Annotated in this window: 1 protein-coding gene; it reads right to left on the bottom strand. The window is 75.3% G+C overall.

Going from position 1 to position 20205, the window contains the following annotated elements; all coding sequences use genetic code 11:
* Nucleotides 1–44: 44 nt before the first annotated feature.
* Nucleotides 45–20120, bottom strand: coding sequence for a type I polyketide synthase (locus tag MUY22_RS36330; RefSeq protein WP_247051694.1), 20076 nt, complete (start codon nucleotides 20118–20120; stop codon nucleotides 45–47).
* Between the last annotated feature and the right edge of the window lie 85 nt (nucleotides 20121–20205).

Here is a 20205-nt window from a genome sequence, read left to right as displayed (position 1 = left end):
GAACCATCCGTTCGGTCCGGCTGCGGCGTCTCGGTCGCCACTGGTCACCTCACACCCAGGTCGTTGTCGATGAACGCGAACAGGTCGTCGGCGGTGCTGAGCTCCGGGACCGACGAGTCGCCGGCGTCGCGGGCCTCGCCCGAGCCGGTCCACTTGACGAGCAGGGCCTGCAGCCGCACGGTGATCGCGGCGCGGGCGTCGTCGTCGGCGTCGACCGCGGACAGCAGGTTTTCGAGCTTCTGGAGTTCCGCCAGTGCCGGGCGGGCGGCCGCGCCGTCGCCCAGCGCGGACGTGACGAGCAGGTCCGCCACCCGCGTGATGGTCGGGTGGTCGAAGACGAGCGTCGCCGGCAGCCGCAGCCCGGTGCGGGCTTCGAGGCGGTTGCGCAGTTCCACCGACGTCAGCGAGTCGAAGCCGAGTTCGGTGAAGCTGCGGTCGGGCCCGACGGCGTCGTCGTGGCCGAGCACGGCCCCGACCTGCTTGCCGACCAGCCCGATCGCGAACGGCAGCCGGTCGTCCTGCGGCAGTTCGGCCAGCCTCGTGGCCAGGTCCGCTCCCCCGGGTTCGAGGGCCGCGGCCGCGGCACGCCGCGGCGCGGTGGTCACTAGACCGCGCAGGGCCGGCAGGAGCGGGTCCTGTCCGCGCAGCACGGCGAGGTCGAGCCGCAGCGCCGCCACCGCGGGTGACGCCGTGGCGAGGGCGGCGTCGAACAGCGCGACGCCCTCTTCCGTGGCCAGCGGGGGCATGCCGGACCGCTGCATCCGCGCCAGTTCGGCGTCGGTGAGCGCGCCGGTCATGCCGCTGCCGGCGTGCCAGGCGCCCCAGGCGATCGAGACGGCCGCCTGGCCCGCGGCGGCCCGCTGGTGGGCGAGCGCGTCGAGGAAGGCGTTGGCGGCGGCGTAGTTCGCCTGCCCGGCCGCGCCGAGCGTGCCCGCGATCGAGGAGAACAGGACGAACGCCTTGAGGTCGCGGTCGGCGGTGAGTTCGTGCAGGTGCCAGGCGGCGTCGACCTTCGGCGCGAACACCGTGCCGAGCCGCTCCGGCGTCAGGGCCCCGAGGACGCCGTCGTCGAGGACGCCGGCGGCGTGCACGACGGCGGTCAGGTCCGGCACCGTGCCGAGCACGGCGGCCAGGGCCGCGCGGTCGGCGGCGTCGCACGCCGCGACGCGGACGTCCGCGCCCAGCTTGGCGAGTTCGTCGACCAGGTCCGGGACGCCCGGGGCGGCGTCACCGCGGCGGCCGAGCAGCAGCAGGTGCCGCACACCGCGTTCGGTGACCAGGTGCCGGGCGAACGTCGCGCCGAGCCCGCCGGTGCCGCCGGTGATCAGGACGGTGCCGTCGGGGTCCCACAGTGCGGGTTCGGTGGCCGGTACGGCGGCGGCCAGGCGGGCCGTGTGGAGGTGACCGTCGCGCAGCGCGACCTGGGGTTCTCCGGCCGCGAGAGCGCCGGCCACGGCGGCCGACGGGAGGTCGCCGTCGTCGAGGTCGAGCAGGACCAGGCGGCCCGGGTTCTCCAGCTGGGCCGCGCGCAGCAGGCCCCAGACGGCGGCCTGCGCGAGGTCGACGTCTTCGGTGCCGACCGCGACGGCGTGGCGGGTGGCGACGACGAGGACCGCACCGGCGGCCCGCTCGTCGGCGAGCCACTGCTGGGTCTGGAGCAGGACATCGGTCGTGACGGTCCGGACGGCCGTGGGCACCGGCATGCCCGGCGGGGCCGCGGTGACCGGCAGCAGCACCACCGGCGGCACGGGCTCGGCGGACTCCAGCAGCGCCGCCAGGCTCGGGTACTCGACGGCTCCTTCGGCGGTCAGGCCCGGTCCGGCGATCGCCGACGTGCCGGCGGCGACCAGCGTCGCTTCCGGCAGCTGCGGCCAGGTGAGCCGGTAGCCGGTCGTGGTGCGCGCGGGGGCGGCGATCCCGGTCGGGACGGCCCGCAGCGCCAGCGACTTCACCGCCACGACGGGCGTGCCGTCCACAGTGGACGCGGTGAGCGCGATGGCGTCGCCCTCCTGCGGCGAGATCCGGACCCGCAGGCCGGTCGCGCCGGCGGCCAGGAAGGACGCGCCGGACCAGCTGAACGGGAGCCGTCCGGCACCGTCCGCGGCCAAGCGGGTGAGCGACGCGGCGTGCAGCGCGGAGTCCAGCAGCGCCGGGTGGACGACGAACGACGCGGCTTCGTCGCGGTCGTCCTCGGCGAGGGCGACTTCGGCGTAGACGTCGTCGCCGTGGCGCCAGGCTCGGGTCAGGCCCTGGAACATCGGCCCGTAGCCGAGGCCGCGCTCGGCCATCGTGTCGTAGAAGCCTTCGAGGTCGACGGCTTCGGCGCCCTCCGGCGGCCAGGCGATCGGGTCGGTGGGCTCGACGTCGGCGGCGGCCACGAGCGTGCCGCTCGCGTTCCGGGTCCAGGCCGCGTCCGGGTCGCCGTCGGCCCGCGAGTAGATCCGCAGCGAGCGACGGCCTTCGTCGTCCGCTCCGGCCACCGCGACCTGCAGGACCACGCGGCCCGCGGCCGGCACGACCAGCGGGGCTTCGAGGGTCAGCTCGTCGACCTGCGGGCAGCCCGCCTGGTCGCCGGCGCGGACGGCGAGTTCGAGCAGCGCGGTCCCGGGGACCACGACGGCGCCGCCGACGGTGTGCCCGGCCAGCCACGGCTGCGCCGCGACCGAAAGCCGGCCGGTGAACAGCAGCCCGCCGGTGTCGGGCAGCTCGACGGCCGCGCCGACCAGCGGGTGCCCGGCCGCCCAGAGCCCGGCGGCGGAGACGTCGCCCGCCTGGGCGAGCAGACCCTGCGGCCAGATGTGCTGGTGCTGGAACGCGTAGGTGGGCAACGGGACGGTCCGCGCGGGGCCGAACACCGCGGGCCAGTCCGCGGTGACGCCGGCGACGTGCAGCCGCCCGAGCGCCTCGGTCGCCGCGGTGGCTTCAGGCCGGTCGCGACGCAGGAGCGCGACGGTGGTCTGCCCGGCGTCGAGCGACTCCGCGGCCATGGCCGCCACGGTGCCGTCCGGGCCGATCTCGGCGAAGACGGTCACGCCCAGCTCGGCCAGGCGGCGCACGGCGGGTCCGAACCGCACCGGGCGGCGGACCTGCTCGACCCAGTGGTCGGCGGACGCGAGGACTTCCGCAGTGACCAGGTCGCCGGTGACCGTCGAGACGATCGGCACCGACGGCGCGGCGGCCGTCAGCCCGGCGACGACCTTGCGGAAGTCGTCGAGCATCCCGTCCATGCGCGGCGAGTGGAAGGCGTGGCTGACGCGCAGGCGGCGGATCTTGCGGCCGTCCGCGGCGAACCGCGCGGCGATCTCCTCGACGCGCCCGGCCTCGCCGGACAGGACGACCGACGACGGCCCGTTGACCGCCGCGAGGGCGACCTCGTCCTCGCGGCCGTCGAGCAGCGGCCGGACCTCGTCCTCGGTGGCCTGGACGGCGATCATCGCGCCGCCTTCGGGCAGCTGCTGCATGAGCCGGCCGCGCGCCGCGACCAGCGTGCAGGCGTCGTCGAGGCTGAAGACACCGGCCACGTGCGCGGCGGCGATCTCGCCGACCGAGTGCCCGGTCAGGTACTCCGGCTCGACGCCCCAGGAGCGGACCAGCCGGTAGAGCGCGACTTCCAGGGCGAACAGCGCCGGTTGCGCGTAGCGCGTCTCATCCAGCGCGGCGGCGGCTTCGGTGCCTTCCTCGGCGAACAGCAGTTCGCGCAGCGGGCGGTCGAGTTCGCGATCGAGCCGCGTGACGACCTCGTCGAGCGCGTCGGCGAACGCCGGGAAGGCGTCGGCCAGCTCGCGGCCCATCCCGGCCCGCTGGCTGCCCTGGCCGGCGAAGAGGAACGCCGGCACGGCTTCCCCGGAGGTCCCGGTGACGAGACCGCCGGTGCTGCCGCCGCGGGCCAGAACCTCAAGCCGGGCTTGGAGTTCTTCGCGGGTGCGGCCGACGATGACGGCCCGCTCGGCGAAGTGCGTCCGGGTCGTGGCCAGCGCGAGGCCCAGGTCGGCGGCGGACGCGGGGTGGGCCTGGGTGTGCGTGAGCAGCCGTTCCGCCTGGTCGCGCAGGGCGTCCGGAGTGCGGCCGGACAGCAGCCACGACACGACGGCGGGTTCGGGCCGGACGTCCGCAGGTGCGGGCGAGACGGCGGGCGGCTGCTCGATGACGGTGTGGGCGTTGGTGCCGCTGATGCCGAACGACGAGACGGCCGCGCGGCGCGGGCGGCCGCGGTCGGGCCAGGCGCGGGACTCGGTGAGCAGCGCGATCGTGCCGTCCGACCAGTCGACGTGCGTGGACGGTTCGGTGACGTGCAGGGTGCGCGGCAGCGTGCCGTGCCGCATGGCCTGGACCATCTTGATGATCCCGGCGACGCCGGAGGCGGCCTGCGTGTGCCCGAGGTTCGACTTGATCGACCCGAGCAGCAGCGGGTCGGCGTCGCCGCGTTCCCGGCCGTAGGTGGCCATCAGCGCCTGGGCCTCGATCGGGTCGCCGAGGGTGGTGCCGGTGCCGTGCGCCTCGACGACGTCGATGTCCGAAGTGGACAGTCCGGACGCGGCGAGGGCCTGGCGGATGACGCGTTGCTGCGACGGGCCGTTCGGCGCGGTCAAGCCGTTGGACGCGCCGTCGGAGTTGACGGCCGAGCCCTTCACCACGGCCAGGATGTCGTGGCCGTTGCGGCGGGCGTCGGACATGCGCTCCAGCACGAGGATGCCGGCGCCTTCGGACCAGCCGACGCCGTCGGCGGTGTCCGAGAACGACTTGCAGCGGCCGTCGGCGGAAAGGCCGCGCTGGCGGCTGAAGCCGATGAACGTGCTCGGGGTGGACATCACGGTGACGCCGCCGGCGAGCGCGAGAGAGCATTCCCCGTTCTGCAAGGCGCGGGCCGCGAGGTGCAGGGCGACCAGCGACGACGAGCACGCCGTGTCGACGGTCAGCGTCGGGCCTTCCAGACCGAGCGCGTAGGCGACGCGGCCGGAGGCGACGCTCGGCGCGCTGCCGTTGCCCTGGTAGCCCTCGGTGTCCGGGCTGCCCTGCAGCAACATGCCGTAGTCGGAGTACATGACGCCGACGAACACGCCGGTCCGGGACCCGCGCAGCGACGCGGGATCGACGCCGGTCCGCTCGACGGCTTCCCACGACACCTCGAGCAGCAGCCGCTGCTGCGAGTCCGTGGCCAGGGCCTCACGCGGGCTCATGCCGAAGAACGCCGGGTCGAACTCCCCCGCCTCGTGCAGGAAACCGCCGCTGCGGGTGTAGGACGTGCCGGGGTGGTCGGGGTCCGGGTCGTAGATGCCCTCTACGTCCCAGCCGCGGTTGGCCGGGAAGTCCGAGACGGCGTCGACGCCGCCGTCGACCAGGCCCCACAGGTCTTCGGGCGAGGTGACCCCGCCCGGGTAGCGGCAGCCCATGCCGACGATGACGATCGGGTCGTCGTCGACGGCCTTCGCCGGGACGATCACCTGGGCGGGCACGTCGGCCTCGCCGGCGATCTCGCCGATCAGGAACGCGGCCAGCGCGGCGGGGCTCGGGTAGTCGAAGGTGAGCGTCGCGGGCAGGCGCAGGCCCGTCGCGGCGTCGAGGCGGTTGCGGAGTTCGACGGCGGTCAGCGAGTCGAAGCCGAGCTCGCGGAACGGGCGGTCGGCGGACACGCCCGCCGACGTGCTGTGCCCGAGCACCGCGGCGACCTGCCCGCGGACCAGGTCGAGCACCGCGCGGGACCGTTCGGCCGGGTTCATCCCGGCGAGCGGGTCGTCCAGTCGCGGCAGGTTGGCCGCGGTCTGGCGCACCGGCGTCCGGACCAGGCCGCGCAGCAGGTGCGTGACCTCGGGCTGGACGCTGAGCGCGGCGAAGTCGAGCCGGACCGGCAGCACGGTGTCGAGACCGGTGGCGCAGGCCGCGTCGAACAGCGCGAGGGCCTGCTCGGGTTCGAGGGCGGGCATGCCGGACGCGGCCATCCGCCGCAGGTCGGTGTCGGTGAGGGTGGCGGTCATGCCGCCGGCGCGGGACCACGCGCCCCAGCCGAGCGACAGCGCCGGGAGGCCGGCCGTGCGCCGTCGGCGCACAAGCGCGTCGACGGCGGCGTTGGCCGCGGTGTAGTTCGCCTGCCCGGCTGCACCGAAGGTGCCCGCGACCGAGGAGAACACGACGAACGCCGCGAGGTCGCCGGTCAGGTCGTCGAGGTGCCAGGCGGCGTCGAACTTCGGCGCGAACACCGTGTCGAGCCGCTCGGGCGTGAGGGAGCCGAGGATGCCGTCGTCGAGGACACCGGCGGCGTGCACGACCGCGGTCAGCGGGTGTGTCTCGGGAATCTCGGCGAGGACCCGCGCCAGGTCGGCGCGGTCGGCGACGTCGGCCGCGGCGGCCGTGACCTCGGCGCCCGACTCGGTCAGCTCGGCGATCAGGTCCGCCGCGCCCGGGGCGTCCGGGCCGCGGCGGCTGACGAGCAGCAGCCGCCGGGTGCCGTGGGTGGTGACGAGGTGGCGGGCCAGGGTCGCGCCCAGTCCCCCGGTGCCGCCGGTGATCAGGACGGTGCCGTCGCCGTCCCAGGCGATCGGCGTGACGTCGTCACGGCGCGGAGCGCGGGCGACGCGGGCGGCGGTGATCTCCCCGGCACGCACGCGCACCTGGGGCTCGCCGGTGGCGAGGACGGCGGCAAGGGCGTCGGTGCTGTCCACGTCAGCCAGCACGAACCGGCCGGGGTTCTCGCGCTGGGCCGAGCGCACCAGGCCCCAGACGGCGGCGGCCGCGAGGTCGGTGTCGGCCTCGGTGGTGACGAACGCCAGCCGCGAGCCGGTCAGTTCGGGAGCCGCCGACCAGGCCTGCAGCAACGCGAGTGCGTCGGCTGTCGCGGAGCGGACGCCTTCCGGGTCGCCGGTGCGGGCCGGGACCGGGTAGACGACAACCTCGGGTGCGGCCGCCACGACCGCGGCGAAGTCCGGCAGGTCGGTGCCGAGGACGGCCAAGCTCGGGCCGGTCTCCGGGCGGGGCACCGGGACCCAGTCCAGGTGGTAGAGCGAGTCGGTGTCGTGGCCGACCTTCGCCACGGCCGCGGGGCGCAGGACAAGCGAGTCGACGGTGGCGACCGGGTCGCCGGCCGCGTCACGCAGTTCGATGGCGACGGAGTCCTCGCCGCGCCGGGTGATCTTGGCACGAACGACCGCAGCGCCGCTCGCATGAAGAGTGACGCCGCTCCAGGCGAAGGGCAGGCGGCCACCGTCCACATCGGTCAGTCCGGCGTGCTCGGAGGCGTGCAGAACGGCGTCGAGCAGCGCCGGGTGGACCCCGAACGCCGCCGCGTCGCGCTCGGCTTCCTCGGGCAGGACGACGTCGGCGAACACCGCGTCCTGGCCGCGCCAGACGGCCTTGAGGCCGCGGAACAGCGGGCCGTAGGCGAACCCGCCGGAGGCGAGGCGTTCGTAGAAGCCGTCCAGGGAAACGGGTTCCGTGTCTTCCGGCGGCCAGGTGCGGTCGCCGTCGGCGGCCCGGGTCGTGGCGGTGCCGAGGCGGCCGCTCGCGTGGCGCGTCCACGGCTGTTCGCCGCCGCCGGCGGGGCTGGAGTAGACGGCGAGGTCGCGGTCACCGGCGGACCCGGCCGGGCCGACGACGACCTGCAGGCGCACGGCGCCCTCGGACGGCAGGACCAGCGGGACTTCGAGGGTGAGCTCGTCGACGCGGGCGCAGCCGACCTGGTCGGCGGCGCGGATCGCGAGGTCGAGGTAGGCGGTGCCGGGCAGCAGGGCCGCGCCGAGCACGAAGTGGTCGGCCAGCCACGGGTGCGTCCGCAGCGAAAGCTGGGCGGTGAACAGGAACCCGCCCGAATCGGGCAGTTCGACACCGGCGCCGAGCAGCGGGTGCCGGGCGGCGGTCAGGCCGACCGAGCCGAGGTCACCGGGGACCGCGCCGGTGGTGCGCGGCCAGTAACGCTCACGCTGGAACGGGTACGTGGGCAGGTCCGGGCCGGGACCGGCGGCCGGGCCGAAGAAGGACGTCCAGTTCACGGCCACACCCGCGACGTGCAGGCGGCCCAGCGCCCGGACGAACGCGGTCTCTTCGGGCTGGTCGCGGCGCAGCAGCGGGACGCACGCGACGTCGGTGTCCAGGGACGCAGCGGTGGCGGCGGACAGCGCGCCGTCGGGGCCGAGTTCGACGACGGCACCGGCGCCGTACTCGCCCAGCGCGGCGACGGCGTCGGCGAACCGGACGGGCCGGCGCACGTGGTCGACCCAGTACTCCGGCGAGCGCAGTTCGGCCGGGTCGGCGAGGCGGCCGGTCACAGTGGACACGATCGGCAGCCGGGGCTCGCCGAACTCCAGGCCGGCCAGGACGGCGGCGAAGTCCTCGAGCATCGGGTCCATCAGCGGCGAGTGGAACGCGTGGCTGACCGTGAGCGGCCGGACGCGGAACCCGGCGGCGGTCAGGGCGGTGCCGCTCTGCTCGACGGCGTCGGCGGTGCCCGCGATGACGACGGCGTCGGGGCCGTTGACGGCGGCGATCGACGTGCCGTCGGCCAGGAGCCCGCGGACGTCGGCCTCCGGTGCGCGCACCGAGGCCATCGACCCGCCGGCCGGGAGCGCGGCCATCAGGCGGCCGCGGGCGGCGACGAGCGTGCAGGCGTCGATGAGGGACAGGACGTCGGCGACGTGGGCCGCGGCGATCTCGCCGACGGAGTGCCCGACGAGCCAGGACGGCTTGACGCCGAAGGACTCCAGCAGCCGGAACAACGCGACGCTCAGGGCGAAGGTCGCGGGCTGCGTCCAGTCGGTCCGGTCGAGCAGGGTGGCCTCGGGCGTGCCCGGCTCGGCGAACAGGACGTCGCGCAGCGGGCGGTCCAGGTGCGGGTCGAGGTGGGCGCAGACGGCGTCGAGCGCGTCGGCGAACACCGGGAACCGCTGGTACAGCTCGTGGCCCATGCCGGGACGCTGGGCACCCTGACCGGCGAAGACGAACGCGCTCTTGGCCCGCGAGCGTGCGGGCGCCGCGGCCGGGGTCTCCCCCGCGGCGAGGGCGGCCAGTTCGGCCAGCGGGTCGTCACCGACGATCGCCGCGCGGTGCTCGAACGCCGTGCGCGTGGTGGCCAGCGCCCGGGCGAACCCGGCGGGTGCGGGCTCCGCGGCCAGGAGACCGTGCAGCTGCCCGGCCTGCGCGGCGAGGGCCTGCGGGGTGCGCGCGGACAGCAGCAGGGGCACGGTCGCGGGTTCCGTCGCGACGGGGGCTGCGAAGGCGGGTGCCTGTTCGAGGATCGCGTGGGCGTTGGTGCCGCTCAAGCCGAACGACGAGACGCCGGCGCGACGCGGCCGTCCGGTCTCGGGCCAGGTCTGGTGCTCGGTCAGCACCTGCACGGCCCCGGCGGTCCAGTCGACGCGGCTCGAGACCTCGTCGACGTGCAGCGTCCGCGGGAGTTCGCCGTGACGCAGGGCGAGGATCATCTTGATGACGCCCGCGACACCCGCGGCGGCCTGGGTGTGGCCGAGGTTGGACTTGACCGCGCCGAGCCACAGGGGCTCGCCGTCGCGGTCGCGGCCGTAGGTGGCCAGCAGGGCCTGGGCCTCGATCGGGTCGCCCAGCACCGTGCCGGTGCCGTGGGCCTCGACGGCGTCGACGTCCGAAGCAGCCAGTCCGGCGTCGGCCAGGGCCTGGCGGATGACGCGTTGCTGGGCCGGGCCGTTGGGGGCGGTGAGGCCGTTGGACGCGCCGTCGGAGTTGACGGCCGTGCCGCGCAGCACCGCCAGCACCGGGTGCCCCAGCTCGCGGGCGGTGGAAAGCCGCTCGACGACGAGCATGCCGGCGCCTTCGGACCAGCCGGTGCCGTCGGCGGCGTCGGCGAAGGGCTTGCAGCGGCCGTCCGCGGCGAGGCCGCCCTGGCGGGCGAACTCGGCGAAGGAGTTCGGGGTGGACATCACGGTGACGCCGCCGACGAGCGCGGCGCCGCACTCGCCGCGGCGCAGGGCCTGCGCGGCCCAGTGCAGCGCGACCAGCGACGACGAGCAGGCGGTGTCGACGGTGACCGACGGGCCTTCCAGGCCGAGGGTGTAGGACAGCCGCCCGGACATCACGCTCGCGGTGTTGCCGGTGGCGAGGTGGCCCTGGACGTCTTCGCCGGACGTGGCCAGCAGGTTCACGTAGTCCTGGCCGTTGGTGCCGACGAACACGCCGGTGTCACCGCCGCGCAGGGTGGCCGGGTCGATGCCGGCGCGCTCGAGCGCTTCCCACGAGACTTCCAGCAGCAGCCGCTGCTGCGGGTCCATCGCGACGGCTTCCCGCGGCGAGATGCCGAAGAAGTCCGCGTCGAAACCCGCGACGCCGTCGAGGAAACCGCCGGTCAGCGCGTACTCGTAGCCGGAAGCCAGCAGGCCCAGGTCCCAGCCGCGGTCGGCCGGGAACGCCGTGATGCCGTCCTCGCCGCCGGCGAGCAGGCGCCAGTAGTCCTCGGGCCCGTCGACGCCGCCGGGGAAGCGGCAGCCCATGCCGACGATGACGATCGGGTCGTCGTCCGCCGCCGCTCCGCCGGTCACCAGGCGGACCGGCGTTTCGAGGGTGCCGGCCAGCTCGCCGAGCAGGTACTCGGTCAGGACTTCCGGGGTCGGGTGGTCGAAGACCAGCGACGGCGGCAGGTCGAGCCCGGTCGCCAGGGTCAGCGTGTTGCGGAGTTCGACGGCGGTGAGCGAGTCGAAGCCGAGGTCGCGGAACGCGCGGTCGGCCGCGACGCCGCCGGACCCGGTGTGCCCGAGGACCAGGGCGACCTGTTCCAGCAGCAGGCCGAGCAGGAAGTCGAACCGGTCGTGCTCGGGCACGGCCGCCAAGCGGGCGCGAAGGCCTTCGTCGCCGCGCGGCGACGAGCCGCGCAACGCCGCCAGGACGTCCTTCGCCGCCGGGATGCTGCTGAGCAGCGGGCTCTGCCGCAGCCCGGAAAGCACTGGTGCGTAACGGTTCCAGTCGATGTCGGCGACGGCGACCGTGGTGTCGTCGTGCCCGAGCGCGCGCTCCAGCGCGGCGCCCGCGCGGTCCGGGTCCATCGGTGCGAGGCCGCCGCGACGGGCCCGCTCGGCGACGCCGGCTTCGAGCATGCCGTCGCCGGCCCACGGGCCCCACGCGACCGAAGTCGCGGTCAGGCCGAGGCCGCGGCGGTGCTCGGCGAGCGCGTCGAGGGTCGTGTTCGCGGCCGCGTAGACCGCCTGGCCGGCCGACCCCAAGGTGCCGGCGACCGAGGAGAACAGCACGAAGTTCGCGAGGTCCGCGGTGCGGGTCAGCTCGTGCAGGTGCACCGCCGACGTGACCTTGGCGCGGTGCACGGCGGCGAACCGCTCGGGGGTGAGCGAGTCGAGGACGGCGTCGTCGAGCACCCCGGCGGTGTGCACGACCTCGGTCAGCGGCCGGTCTTCGGGGATGGTGGCCAGCACGGCGGCGAGGGCGGCGCGGTCGGCGACGTCGCACGCGGCGATCGTCACCTCGGCGCCCAGCTCGACCAGCTCGTCGCGGAGTTCCGTCGCACCCGGTGCGCCGCCGCCGCGGCGGCTGAGCAGCAGCAGGTGGGTGCGGCCGGCGCGGGCCAGCAGCCGGGCCGTCACGGCGCCGAGTGCGCCGGTGCCGCCGGTGATCAGCGTCGTGCCGCCGGTGACGTCGGCGCGGGGCCGCCGGGTGGTGGCCGGAGCGGCGACGAGGCGGCGGCCGAACACCCCGGCCGGGCGGATCGCCAGCTGGTCTTCGCCGTCGGGGCCGGTCAGCGCGGCGGCGAGGCGGCGAGGCACCTCGGCGTCGAGGTCGCCCGGGAGGTCGATCAGGCCGCCCCAGCGCTGGGGCAGTTCGAGCGCCGCGGCGCGGCCCAGACCCCAGACCGCGGCCTGAGCGGCGTGGGCGACCGGCTCGCCGGGCGAGACGGCGACGGCTTCGCGGGTCACGCACCACAGCGGCGCGCCGATCCCGGCGTCGCCCAGCGCCTGCAGCAGCGTGGTCGTCGCGGTCAGCCCGGCCGGGACGCCGGGGAAGCCGGATTCGTCCAGCGCCAGCAGGGAAAGCACCCCGGTGACGTCGTTCGGCAGGAGCGCGGCGACCTCGGCGCGGTCCAGCGCCGGGTCGAGGGCCAGGGGTTCCGTGCCGAAGTACCCGGCGACGGTCGTGACCCACGGGTCGTCGGCCAAGGCAGCCGGGACGACCACGAGCCACGAGTCGAGGGTGCCGGAGCGGCCGGCGTTGACCGGGGTCCAGGTCGCGCGGTAGCGCCATCTGTCCACAAGGGACTCGTCGGCGCGGGAACGGCGGTAGGACGACAGCGCGGGCAGGATCGCGCCGAGCGAGGCGTCGTCGACGTCGAGGCGGGCGGCCAGGCCGGTGACGTCGTGGCGGTCCACGGCGTCCCAGAACTCGGCGTCACCGCCGCCGGCCGGCTGGGCCGGGGCGGTCGGCGGCCAGAACCACTCGTGCTGGAAGGCGTAGGTCGGCAGGGCGACGCGGCGGGCGCCGGTGCCGGCGTAGAAGGCGGGCCAGTCGACGCGGACGCCTTCGACGGACAGCTGCCCGAGGGCGCCGACGAGCGTCTCGACGTCGTCGCGGTTGCGCCGGGCCACGGCGACCGCGGGCACGTCGGGGAGGGTCTCGGTGACCATCGCGGAGAGGACGGCGTCCGGTCCGACCTCGACGAACAGGCCGGTTCCGGCCTCACGCAGCCGGGTGGTGACAGCGCCGAAGCGGACGGGCTCGCGGACGTGGGCGACCCAGCGTTCCGGGTCGGTGACGTCGCCGTCGGCGATCAGGGGCACCGCCGGGGCGCTGAAGGTCAGTCCCGCCACGACCTCGCGGAACGCGGGCAGCATCGGGTCCATCAGCGCCGAGTGGAACGCGTGCGAGACCGTCAGCCGCTTGGTCTCCTCGAAGTGGCTCGCGGCGGCGAGCACGGCCGCCTCGGTGCCGGACAGCACCACCGAGCGCGGCCCGTTGACGGCCGCGAGCGCGACGTCGTCATCCAGGTACGGGGCGATCTCGTCTTCGGTGGCGCGGACGGCGACCATCGCGCCGCCCGGTTCGAGCTGCTGCATCAGCGACGCGCGCGCCGTGACCAGCGTGCAGGCGTCGTCCAGAGAGAGCACCCCGGCGACGTGCGCGGCGGCGATCTCGCCGACGGAGTGGCCGGCGACGAAGTCGGGCCGGACGCCCCAGGCGGTGAGCAGCTTGGCCAGCGCGACCTCGACGGCGAACAACGCGGGCTGGGCGAACTCGGTGCGGGACAACGCTTCGGCGTCGTCCGACCACAGGACGTCCCGCACGCGGGCGTCGAGGCGGTCGAGCAGCTCGTCGAGGGCGGCGGCGAAGACCGGGTACCGCTCGTACAGCCCGCGGGTCATCCCGGGCCGCTGGGCGCCCTGGCCGGTGAAGACGAACGCCGTCTTCGGGATCGACTTGGCCTCACCCAGGCTGACCAGCGAAGACGGACGCCCGGCGGCCAGCGCGGCCAGGCCGTCGGCGGCCGACGCGGCGTCGGTCGCGCGGATGACGGCGCGGTGGTCGAACGCGGAGCGTGTGGTGGCGAGCGAGAACCCGAGGTCGGCCAGCGGGGTCGCGCCGACGACGTCGAGCAGCCGGGCGGCCTGGTCGCGCAGCGCGTCCGGCGTGCGGCCGGTGACGACCAGCGGGACGCAGGCCGGCTCGGCCGCTTCCACGGCGGCGGCGACCGCTGCGGCGGGCGGCTCTTCGATGATGGTGTGGGCGTTGGTGCCGCTGATGCCGAACGACGAGATGCCCGCGCGGCGGGGGCGGCCGGGCGAGGGCCACGGCTGGGCGTCGGTGAGCAGCTCGACGTTCCCGGCGGCCCATTCGACGTGCGTCGAGGGCTCGGTGACGTGCAGGGTGCGCGGCAGCGTCTCGTGGCGCATCGCCTGGACCATCTTGATGATCCCGGCGACGCCCGCGGCGGCCTGCGCGTGCCCGATGTTGGACTTGATCGAGCCCAGCCGCAGCGGGGTCTCACGGTCCTGGCCGTAGGTGGCGAGCAGGGCCTGGGCCTCGATCGGGTCACCCAGGGTGGTGCCGGTGCCGTGCGCTTCGACGACGTCGACGTCCGAAGTGGACAGTCCGGACGCGGCCAGTGCCTGGCGGATCACGCGTTGCTGCGAGGGGCCGTTGGGGGCGGTCAGGCCGTTGGACGCACCGTCGGAGTTGACCGCCGAGCCGCGCACGACGGCGAGGATGTCGTGGCCGTTGCGGCGCGCGTCCGACATGCGCTCCAGCACGAGGATGCCGGCGCCTTCGGACCAGCCGACGCCGTCGGCGGTGTCCGAGAACGACTTGCAGCGGCCGTCTTCGGCGATGCCGCGCTGACGGCTGGAGGCGATGAACGAGCCGGGCGTCGACATCACGGTGACGCCGCCCGCCAAGGCCAGGGAGCACTCCCCCTGCCGCAGCGCCTGCGCCGCCCAGTGCAGCGCGACCAGCGACGACGAGCACGCGGTGTCGACGGTGACGGTGGGGCCTTCGAGGCCCATCGTGTAGGCGATCCGGCCGGACGCGACGCTCGGCGCGCTGCCGTTGCCCTGGTACGCCTCGGCTTCCGGGCTGCCCTGCAAGAGCATCCCGTAGTCGGAGTACATCACGCCGACGAACACACCGGTCCGGGAGCCGCGCAGCGACACCGGGTCGACCCCGGCGCGCTCGACGGCTTCCCAGGAGACCTCGAGCAGCAGGCGTTGCTGCGAGTCCGTGGCGATGGCTTCGCGGGGGCTCATGCCGAAGAACGCCGGGTCGAACTGCCCCGCGTCGTGCAGGAAGCCGCCGCTGCGGGTGTAGGACGTCCCCGGGTGGTCGGGATCGGGGTTGTAGAGGCCTTCGACGTCCCAGCCGCGGTTGACCGGGAAGCCGGACACGGCGTCGACGCCGCCGTCGACCAGGCCCCAGAGGTCTTCCGGCGAGCCGACGCCGCCCGGGTAGCGGCAGCCCATGCCGACGATGACGATCGGGTCGTCGGACACCGGCCGCAGCGTCGCCGGCGTGTCCGTGGTCTCTGCGGCGGCGCCGGTCAGTTCCCGGTCGAGGTGCGTGGCCAGGGCTTCGGGCGTCGGGTAGTCGAACACGAGCGTCGCGGGCAGGCGCAGGCCCGTCGCGGCGTCGAGGCGGTTGCGCAGCTCGACCGCGGTCAGGGAGTCGAAGCCGAGGTCCTTGAACGCGCTGCGGACGTCGACGGTGTCGGTCGCCGCGTAGCCGAGCACGAGGCCCGCTTCGGCGCGGACGAGGTCTTCGAGGACGCGGGCCCGGTCGGCCGGGTCCAGCGCGCCGAGGCGTTCGGCCAGCGCGGACGCCGGGACCGCGCCGGCCGCCGGTCGGCCGCCACCGGGGACGAGACCGCGCAGCAGCGGCGGGATCCCCGGGCGGCCGCGCAGGGCCGCGAGGTCCACGCGCATCGGCAGCACGGCGGGTTCGTTCTCGGCCAGCGCGGCGTCGAACAACGCGAGGCCCTGGGCGGGATCGAGGGACGGCAGGCCCGCGGCGGCGAGGCGGCGGTGGTCGGCGTCGGAGAGGTGCGCGGCCATGCCCGCGTCACCTGCCCACGCACCCCAGGCCAGCGACAGGCCCGGCAGCGCGAGAGCGCGGCGGCGCTGGGCGAGCGCGTCGAGGAAGGCGTTGGCGGCGGCGTAGTTGCCCTGGCCGGGGCTGCCCAGCACACCGGCGGCCGAGGAGAACAGGACGAACGCGCCGAGGTCGTGGTCGCGGGTCAGCTCGTGCAGCGCCCAGGCCGCGTCGACCTTGGCCCGGAAGACGGTGGCGACGCGCTCGGGCGTCAGGGTTTCGATGACGCCGTCGTCGAGGACGCCGGCGGTGTGCACGACGGCGCCGAGCGGGTGCTCGGCCGGGATCGAGCCGAGCAGCGCGGTCAGGGCGTCACGGTCGGCGGCGTCACACGCCACCACGGACGCCTGGGCGCCGAGCGCGGCCAGGTCGGCGACGAGGTCGGTCGCGCCGGGCGCGTCCGGGCCGCGACGGCCGACGAGCAGCAGGTGCCGGACGCCGTGCTCGGTGACCAGGTGCTTCGCGACCAGGCCGCCCAGTCCCCCGGTGCCGCCGGTGACGAGGACCGTGGCGGCGTCCGGGATGCGCGGCGAGGTGGGCTCGTCGCCGACGGGCAGGCGGGCGAGCCGCGGCAGCACGATGCCGCCGTCGCGGATCGCGGCCTGGGACTCGCCGGAGCCGAGCAGCCGCGGCAGGACGGCGGCGAGGTCGTCGGGGTCGGTGACGTCGACCAGCACGAAGCGTTCGGGGTGCTCGGCCTGGGCCGCGCGCACGAGGCCCCAGACCGCGGCGGCGGCGGGGTCGACGTCGTCGTCCGGGAGGACCGCCTCGGCGCTGCTGGTGACGAACACCAGCCGTGAGCGGCCGAAGTCTTCGTCGGCGAGCCAGCTCTGCAGCAGTTCGAGGGCCCAGGAGGTGGCGGCGTGGGCCGCGGCCGCGTCGCCCTCGCCGGTCGGCGGGAGCGGGGCCAGCACGACGGCGGGCGGAGTGTCGGCGGCGATCCGGATCGTGCGTAGGTCGTCGAACACGGCCGGGGCGGAGAAGCCGAAGTCCGCGCCGTGGCCCAGGAGCACCCAGTCCGCGTCGTCGGCGGGCTTGGTCATCGAGACGGCCGGGACCGGCGTCCACACCGTGCGGAACAGCGAATCGTGGCGGGTGGCCCGGACTTCACCGGCGCTGACCGCGCGGAAGGTGAGCGATTCCGCCGCCAGCACGGGGTTGCCCGCGGTGTCGGTGACCTCGACGGAGACGGCGTTGTCGCCGGCCGGGGCGAGCCGGGCCCGCAGCGTCGAGGCGTGCGAGGGGTGCACGCCGACGCCGCGCCAGGAGAACGGGAGGCCGTCGCGGTCCTCGTAGTGGGCCGACGCGTGCAGGACCGCGTCCAGCAGCGCCGGGTGCAGGCCGAACGACGACGCCTCGGCCTCGTGCTCCGGCGGCAGCGCGACCTCGGCGTAGATCTCCTCGCCGAGGCGCCAGGCGGCACGCAGGCCGCGGAACGCCGGGCCGTAGTCCAGGCCCTGGTCGACGAGCCCGTCGTAGAAGCCGTCGAGGACGATCGGCTCGGCCCCGGCGGGCGGCCACTGCGGGCCGACCGTGGCGACGACGGCGCCGCCGACGCCGAGGCGGCCGCTCGCGTGCCGCACCCAGGTCTGGGCGTCGCCGTCGTCCTGCTGCGAGAAGACGCTCAGCGAGCGGCTGCCGTCGACGTCGGGCGGGCCGACGACGACCTGCAGGCGCACCCCGGTCGTCGCGGGCAGGACCAGCGGGGCCGCGAGGGTCAGTTCTTCGACGCGGGCGCAGCCGACCTGGGCGCCGGCGCGGCCGGCCAGCTCCAGGAACGCCGTGCCGGGCAGGAGCTTGGCGCCGAGCACGACGTGCTGGCCCAGCCACGGCTGCCGGTTGACCGACAGCTGGCCGGCGAACAGGAACCCGCCCGATTCGGGCAGCTCCACGGCGGCGCCGAGCAGCGGGTGCCCGGCCGCGTCGAAGCCGAGCCGGCTGAGGTCGCCGCCGGTGCCGGCTTCGAGCCAGTAGGTGCGGCGCTGGAAGGCGTACGTCGGCAGCTCGATCGTCCGGGCGCCGGTGCCCTCGTGCCACGCCGTCCAGTCGAACTTGCCGCCGCGGACGTGCCAACGCGCCAAGGCGGAAAGCAGTGTGGTCGTCTCGTCGCGGCCACGGCGTGACGCCGGGATGCAGTCGGTGTCGAGGGCGGGGTCGAGCAGCTCGGCCGTCATCGCGGACAACGTCGCGTCTGGGCCGACCTCGAGGAAGGTGCGCGCGCCGCGGGACACCAGGTCCGCGACCGTGTCGGCGAACCGGACGGCGTCGCGCACGTGCGAGACCCAGTAGTCCACAGTGGACACGTCGCCGGTCGCGGCGAACGGGATCGACGGGGCGGCGAACGTCAGCCCGAGCAGCACCCCGCGGAACTGGTCGAGGATCGGGTCCATCAGCGGCGAGTGGAACGCGTGGGACACCTTGAGCCGCTTGGTCTTCTCGAACCGCCCGGCCACGGCCAGCACGGCGTCCTCGGTGCCGGAGAGCACGACCGCCTGCGGGCCGTTGACGGCCGCGATCGCGACGCCGTCGGTCAGCAGCGGCAGCACGTCGGCCTCGGCGGCCTGCACGGCGACCATCACGCCGCCGTCCGGCAGGGCCTGCATGAGCCGGCCGCGGGCGGAGACCAGGGTGCACGCGTCGGCCAGGGACAGCACCCCGGCGACGTGGGCCGCGGCGATCTCGCCGACCGAGTGGCCGGCGACAAGGGCGGGCCGGACCCCGAAGGATTCGAGCAGGCGGTAGAGCGCGACTTCGAAGGCGAAGAGGGCGGGCTGGGCGACGCCGGTACCGTCCAAAGCGGACTCGTCGTCGCCGGTCAGCGCGTCGCGGACGGCCGGGTCGAGCAGCGCGAGGACCTCGTCGAGGGCCGTGGCGAACGCCGGGAACGCGGCCGCGAGGGTGCGGCCCATCCCGGCCCGCTGCGAGCCCTGGCCGGTGAACAGGAACGCCGCGTCGCCGGTGTGCAGGGCGGAACCGGTGTGGACACCGGGGGCGACGTTGCCCGCGGCGAGCGCGCGCAGGCCGTCGAGGAGCTCGTCGCGGGTGGTGCCGGTGACGACGGCCCGCTGCGGGAACGCGACGCGGGTGTTCGCCAGGGAGTGCCCGACGTCGAGGGCGCTGTGGTCGTCGAGGTGCGTGAGCAGGCGCGCGGCTTGATCGCGGACCGCGTCCGCGGTGCGCCCGGAGATCGGCCATAGATACCCGGCGGGCGCGCGCTGCGGCTCGGCGGTTTCGACGGGGGTGTCGCCGGGTTGTTCGAGGATGATGTGCGCGTTCGTGCCGCTGATGCCGAACGACGACACGGCCGCGCGGCGCGGCTTCCCGGTCTCCGGCCACGGCCGCTGCTCGCTGAGCAGCGAGACGGCGCCGGCGGTCCAGTCCACATGGGACGTCGGGGCGTCGACGTGCAGGGTCTTGGGCAGGACGCCGTGGCGCATCGCCATGATCATCTTGATGATGCCGCCGACGCCGGCCGCGGACTGCGTGTGCCCGACGTTCGACTTGAAGGAGCCCAGCCACAGCGGCCGGTCGGTCGGCCGGTCGCCGCCGTAGGTGGCCAGCAGGGCCTGGGCCTCGATCGGGTCGCCGAGCACCGTGCCGGTGCCGTGCGCCTCGACGGTGTCGATGTCGGCGGGCGCGAGGCCGGCGTTGTCGAGGGCCTGGCGGATCACGCGCTGCTGCGACGGGCCGTTGGGGGCGGTGATGCCGTTGGACGCGCCGTCGGAGTTCACCGCCGACCCGCGGAGCACGGCGAGCACCTGGTGCCCGTTGCGCCGCGCGTCGGACAGCCGCTCCAGCAGGAGCATCCCGGCGCCTTCGGAGAACCCGGCGCCGTCGGCCGCGTCGGCGAACGACTTGCAGCGGCCGTCGGAGGCGAGGCCGCCCTGCCGGTCGAACTCGCCGTACAGGCCGGGCGTCGCCATCACCGTGACGCCGCCGGCCAGGGCCAGCGAGCACTCGCGGGCCCGCAGCGAGCGGGCGGCCCAGTGCAGCGCGACCAGCGACGACGAGCAAGCGGTGTCGACCGTGACGGCCGGGCCTTCGAGGCCGTAGAAGTAGGCGATCCGGCCGGAGATGACCGAGCACTCGGTGCCGGTCACCAGGTAACCCTCGACGCCGTCGGGCAGCGCGGCGAGACCGCGGCCGTAGTCCTGGGACGCCGCGCCGACGAACACGCCGCCGGTGCTGCCCTCGAGGCTGCCGGGGTCGATCCCGGCCCGCTCGAACGCTTCCCAGGCCAGCTCCAGCACGATCCGCTGCTGCGGGTCCATCGCCAGCGCTTCCCGCGGCGAGATGCCGAAGAACGCCGGGTCGAAGTCACCGGCCTGGTGCAGGAACCCGCCCTGGTGGGCGCTCTCGGGCCAGCCGCGGCCGTCCGGGAAGCCGGACACCGCGTCGACCCCGTCGGCGACCAGCCGCCACAGCTCGTCCGGGGATTCGACCCCGCCCGGGTAGCGGCAGCTCATCGCGACGATCGCGACGGGCTCGCTCGACGTCGAGAGGAGATTCTGGTTCTGTCGCCGCAGTTGCTGGTTTTCCTGCACCGCGACGCGCAACGCCTCGACAACTCGATCGGACCCGGCCGGCATAGTCTTCTCCACGGTGAGCGCATCGGTGTTGACGGTTACCTGGGTAGCGCCACCGCGTCGGCGTTCTCCTCTGGACCGGCGGCGG

Origin of the sequence: Amycolatopsis sp. WQ 127309, from assembly GCF_023023025.1 — a bacterium.
Taxonomy (GTDB): Bacteria; Actinomycetota; Actinomycetes; order Mycobacteriales; family Pseudonocardiaceae; genus Amycolatopsis.
Note: the sequence above shows the minus strand (reverse complement) of the source record. Positions and strands in the feature narration are given on the sequence as shown.

Bases quoted from the DNA above. Each gene is read 5' to 3' on its own strand.
- MUY22_RS36330 (WP_247051694.1), bottom strand. From the start codon at position 20,120: ATGCCGGCCGGGTCCGATCGAGTTGTCGAGGCGTTGCGCGTCGCGGTG.